This is a genomic window from uncultured Sphingomonas sp. (genome assembly GCF_964250165.1).
Taxonomy (GTDB): Bacteria; Pseudomonadota; Alphaproteobacteria; order Sphingomonadales; family Sphingomonadaceae; genus Sphingomonas.
The window spans coordinates 1-2,022 of record NZ_CAXUEK010000151.1 but is presented as its reverse complement, the minus strand read 5'-3'; the positions used below and the strand labels follow the sequence as shown (position 1 = coordinate 2,022).

General features: G+C 74.5%; 3 protein-coding genes. 1 reads left to right on the top strand and 2 read right to left on the bottom strand.

Annotated features, from left to right (window positions below; all coding sequences use genetic code 11):
- The coding region (prs, locus tag ACFE64_RS15655; RefSeq protein WP_375393379.1) for a ribose-phosphate diphosphokinase at window positions 1-439 on the bottom strand (439 nt) is incomplete at its 3' end.
- 57 nt (window positions 440-496) lie between these two features.
- The gene (locus ACFE64_RS15650; RefSeq protein WP_375393378.1) at window positions 497-1,021 is read right to left on the bottom strand and encodes a LytTR family DNA-binding domain-containing protein; all 525 of its coding nucleotides are present in this window, start codon (window positions 1,019-1,021) and stop codon (window positions 497-499) included.
- 401 nt (window positions 1,022-1,422) lie between these two features.
- On the opposite strand from ACFE64_RS15650, the gene ACFE64_RS15645 reads away from it, so the two are divergent.
- Window positions 1,423-1,983, top strand: coding sequence for a DUF2306 domain-containing protein (locus ACFE64_RS15645; protein WP_375393377.1), 561 nt, complete (start codon window positions 1,423-1,425; stop codon window positions 1,981-1,983).
- Window positions 1,984-2,022 lie beyond the last annotated feature (39 nt).

Here is a 2,022-nt window from a genome sequence, read left to right as displayed (position 1 = left end):
CCGGCGCGGCGTAGAGATTGTCGGTCGGGATATCGAAGAAGCCCTGGATCTGCCCCGCGTGCAGGTCGATCGACAACACCCGGTCGGCACCCGCGACGGTGATGAGGTTCGCCACCAGCTTGGCCGAGATCGGCGTGCGCGGGCCGGGTTTGCGGTCCTGCCGCGCATAGCCGAAATAGGGGACGACCGCGGTGATGCGCCGCGCCGACGCGCGTTTCAGCGCGTCGATCATGATGAGCAGCTCCATCAGATTGTCGTTGGCCGGGTAGCCGGTCGACTGGAGCACGAACACGTCCTCGCCGCGGACATTCTCGTTGATCTCGACGAACACCTCCTCGTCGGCGAAGCGGCGGACGGCGGCGTCGGTCAGCGGCACGTCGCAATAGGCGGCGATCGCGCGCGCGAGCGGCCGGTTGGCGTTGCCGGTCATCAGCTTCATGGTGTCTCTCCCGCGCGGGGCCGGGTCATAGCCGCCCGCCGCGCGAGCGCAACGGGGTCAAAGCCAGCCGCGCGCGCGCAACGCCGGGGCGGCGGCGCGCGCGACCGGCGCCTCCAGCCCGTTCACCAGCCGCAGCGCCACCGCCCGGTCGCGGCGGATCACCGCCGCCACCGCGTCGCGCGCGACCCACCAGCTGCGATGGATGCGCGCGCCGTCCACTGCCGCCAGCTCGTCGGCGGCGTCGCGCATCCGCATCAGGATCAGCGCGCTGCCGAGCGCGGTGTGGACGCGCAGATAATGATCCTCCTGCTCCAGCGCGATCAGGTCGCTCCCGATCGCCGGCGGCAGGCGATCGAGGAAGCGGGGCGGGGCGGGCGAGGGGTCCGCGCCCGGCTGGACACCGTCGGGCACGGCGACCGGGGGCGCGGCGGCGGCACCCGGCCCGGTCGCCCGCGCGCGGCCGAGCGCCACCTGCGCGGCGGTGACCAGCAGCCCGACCAGCAGCACTTGCGGATAGAGCCCGGCCAGCGCCGCCAGCCGCATCTCGCTCGCGGCCATGCCGGCCAGCGCCCAGGCGACCACCAGCGTCGTCGGCAGCGCGGCGAGCAGGCAGGCGAGGACCCAGCGCCACCGCCAGCGGCAGCCGGGTATGCGCCGCCAGCACCTGTCCCGCCCCGACCACCGGGCGGAAACAGAGATAGCCGCCGGCCGCGAAGACCAGCCAGGCGGCCACGCGCGCGCCGAACGGGATCGCCCAGGTGCCGAACGGCCCCAGCAGCGCGAGCAGCAGCGCCGCGGCGAGCATCACCGCCGCCTCGATCGCCCAGCCTCGCGCCCATGCCGCCCGTCCGTTCACGCCGCGCCAACGGTACACGCCCGCGCCCAATGCCGCATCCACGAAAACCAGGCCGCGGCTCACGCAGCCGCGCTTGCCCGCGAGCGGGCCGGGGGCAGGGTCGGCCCGTCCTTTCCGAGGAGCCGTCATGTCCGCCACCGCCCTGCCCCGCCCACTGCCGACCCGCCCCCAGCCGACCCGCCCCCTGCCGACCCGCGCCCTGCCGACCCGCCCCCTGCCGACCCGAGACGCCGTCACCGCCGCTGCCGCGGCCGCGCTGTTCGCCGCGATCCTGCTCGCCGTGGCGCGCCAGCTCGCGCACGGCGGGATCGTGCTGCCGGCCGATCGCAGCCTGTGGCTGGCGCTGCACGTCGCGACGGTCGTCCCGGCGCTGCCGCTCGGCGCCTATGTCCTGTTCCGGCGCAAGGGCGATCGCACCCACCGGCGGCTCGGCCGGCTGTGGGCGGTGCTGATGCTGGTCGGCGCGCTCTCCAGCTTCGGGCTGCACGGCCTGATGGGCCATCTCAGCCCCATCCACCTGCTGTCGGTCATCACCCTGGTCGGCGTGCCGCGGGGCGTGATGCTGGCGATGCGCGGCGACATCGTCCAGCATCGCCGGACGATGCTGCGGGTCTATACCGGCCTGGTGATCGCCGGCCTGTTCGCCTTCCTGCCCGGCCGCCTGCTCGGGCTATGGCTGTTCGGCTAGGGGCTGTTCGGCCAGGGGCTGTTCGGCCAGGGGCTGTTC

What these genes read in the sequence shown, in the direction of transcription:
- ACFE64_RS15645 (WP_375393377.1), top strand. Translation starts at nt 1,423, where the DNA reads ATGTCCGCCACCGCCCTGCCCCGCCCACTGCCGACCCGCCCCCAGCCG.